The organism is Novosphingobium sp. FW305-C-111 (assembly GCF_058783565.1).
The window spans coordinates 1-2,701 of record NZ_JBYSYP010000031.1; the positions used below are offsets into that span (position 1 = coordinate 1).

A 2,701-nucleotide genomic window follows, 5' to 3' on the forward strand; every position below is an offset into this window, starting at 1 on the left:
CTACTACCAAATGGGAGGTTAGCAGTCCATTGTTGTGGCTTATGTGTGCGGGGCAAGCCGGCTAACGGCAGCAGAGGATTGATAGTGATGAGCAGGACCCTGACCCACCTCGAGCGGCTTGAGGCAGAGGCCATTCATATCATGCGCGAGGTCGTTGCCGAGGCGGAGAAGCCGGTGATGCTCTATTCGGTGGGCAAGGACAGCGCGGTGATGCTGCACCTGGCGCGCAAGGCGTTCTATCCCTCGCCGCCGCCGTTCCCGCTGCTCCACGTCGACACCACGTGGAAGTTCAAGGCGATGTACGAGCTTCGCGACAAGATGGCGAAGGAATCGGGCATGGACCTGCTCGTCTACCAGAACCCCGAGGCAGCCGAGCGCGGGATCAACCCGTTCGACCACGGGGCGCTCCACACCGACATGTGGAAGACGGAAGGGCTCAAGCAGGCGCTCGACAAGTACGGCTTCGATGCCGCGTTCGGCGGCGCCCGCCGCGACGAGGAGAAGAGCCGCGCCAAGGAGCGCATCTTCAGCTTCCGTACCGCGTCGCACGGCTGGGACCCCAAGAACCAGCGGCCCGAGCTGTGGAACCTCTACAACGCCCGCAAGAACAAGGGCGAGAGCATCCGGGTGTTCCCGATCTCGAACTGGACCGAGCTCGACATCTGGCAGTACATCCACCTCAACGACGTGCCGATCGTCCCGCTCTACTTCGCCGACAAGCGCCCGACCGTGGAGCGCGACGGGATGCTGCTGATGGTCGACGACGAGCGCTTCCCGCTGCAGCCCGGCGAAGTGCCGGAGATGCGCTCGATCCGTTTCCGCACATTGGGCTGCTACCCGCTGACCGGCGCGGTGGAGAGCGAGGCGAAGACCCTGCCGGAGGTGATCCAGGAGACCCTGCTCACCACCACCAGCGAACGCCAGGGCCGGGCGATCGACAAGGATGCGGGCGGCGCCGGCATGGAAGTCAAGAAGCAGCAGGGGTATTTCTGATGAGCGACGACGTCATCTACCAGACCGACGCCCTCATCGCCGAGGACATCGACGCCTATCTCGATACGCACCAGCACAAGACCATGCTGCGCTTCATCACCTGCGGGTCGGTGGACGACGGCAAGTCGACGCTGATCGGGCGGCTGCTTTACGATTCCAAGATGATCTTCGAGGACCAGCTCGACGCGCTGCAGTCGGATTCGAAGAAGGTCGGCACGCAGGGGCAGGAGATCGACTTCGCGCTGCTGGTCGACGGGCTTGCGGCGGAACGCGAGCAGGGCATCACCATCGACGTCGCCTATCGCTTCTTCAACACCGAGAAGCGCAAGTTCATCGTCGCCGACTGCCCGGGGCACGAGCAGTACACCCGCAACATGATCACCGGCGCCTCGACCGCCGACCTCGCGGTGATCCTGATCGACGCGCGCAAGGGCGTGCTCGTCCAGACCCGGCGGCATTCGTACCTGTGCCACCTGATCGGCATCCGCAACATCGTGCTCGCGGTCAACAAGATGGACCTCGTCGACTACGATCCGGCCGTCTACGACGGAATCGTCAAGGACTATGCCGAGTTTGCGAAGAGCATCGGCATCGAGAGCTTCACCGCGCTGCCGATCTCCGGCTTCAAGGGCGACAACATCACCACGCTCTCGGCCAACACGCCGTGGTACAAGGGGCCGACGCTGGTCGAGCATCTCGAGACGGTGGAAGTGCTGTCCTCGGTCGATGCCGAAAAGCCGTTCCGCCTCCCGGTCCAGTGGGTCAACCGCCCGAACCTCGATTTCCGCGGCTTCTCCGGGCTCGTCGCCACCGGCTCGGTCAAGCCCGGCGACGAGGTTCGCGTCCTGCCTTCGGGCAAGACCAGCACCGTCACCCGCGTCGTGACGCTCGATGGCGACCAGGACGAGGCCGTCGCCGGCCAGTCGGTCACCGTCTGCTTCGCCGACGAGATCGACTGCAGCCGCGGCAACGTCATTGCCGCCGCCGACAATCCGCCGCAGGCCGCCGACCAGTTCGAGGCGACGCTGGTGTGGCTGAACGACGATCCGATGGTGGTCGGCCGCGCCTATTGGCTCAAGCTCGGCACCCAGACCGTCTCGGTCACGGTCCAGCAGCCCAAGTACGTCGTCAACGTCAACGATGCAGGAGGTTCCGGGTCGCACCTGGCCGCCAGGACGCTCGACCTCAACGCCATCGGCGTGGCCGAGATCGCCACCGACAAGGCCATCGTGTTCGAGCCCTATGCGCAGAACCGCACGCTCGGCGGGTTCATCCTGATCGACAAGATCACCAATGCCACGGTGGCCGCCGGCATGATCCACTTCAGCCTGCGCCGGGCCCAGAACGTCCACTGGCAGCCGACCGACGTGACCCGTGCGGACCATGCGGCGCTCAAGAACCAGACGCCCAAGGTGCTGTGGTTCACCGGGCTGTCGGGCGCGGGCAAGTCGACGATCGCCAACGAGGTCGAGAAGCGGCTGGCGATCATGAACCGCCACACCTTCCTGCTCGACGGCGACAACGTCCGCCACGGACTCAACAAGGACCTTGGCTTCACCGAGGCCGACCGCATCGAGAACATCCGCCGCGTCGGCGAGGTGGCCAAGCTGATGGTCGACGCCGGGCTGATCGTGCTGACCGCGTTCATCTCGCCGTTCCGCGCCGAGCGCGAGATGGTCCGCAAGATGCTGCCCGAGGGCGAGTTCGT

Annotated in this window: 2 protein-coding genes; both read left to right on the top strand. The window is 64.9% G+C overall.

The window, feature by feature from the left end; genetic code table 11:
* Positions 1-87 precede the first annotated feature (87 nt).
* On the top strand, positions 88-993 hold the full coding sequence (gene cysD, locus AC3WLD_RS18780; protein ID WP_492558392.1) for a sulfate adenylyltransferase subunit CysD: 906 nt from the start codon (positions 88-90) through the stop codon (positions 991-993).
* The coding region (gene cysN / locus AC3WLD_RS18785; RefSeq protein WP_492558393.1) for a sulfate adenylyltransferase subunit CysN at positions 993-2,701 on the top strand (1,709 nt) is incomplete at its 3' end. The genes cysD and cysN, both read left to right, overlap by 1 nt.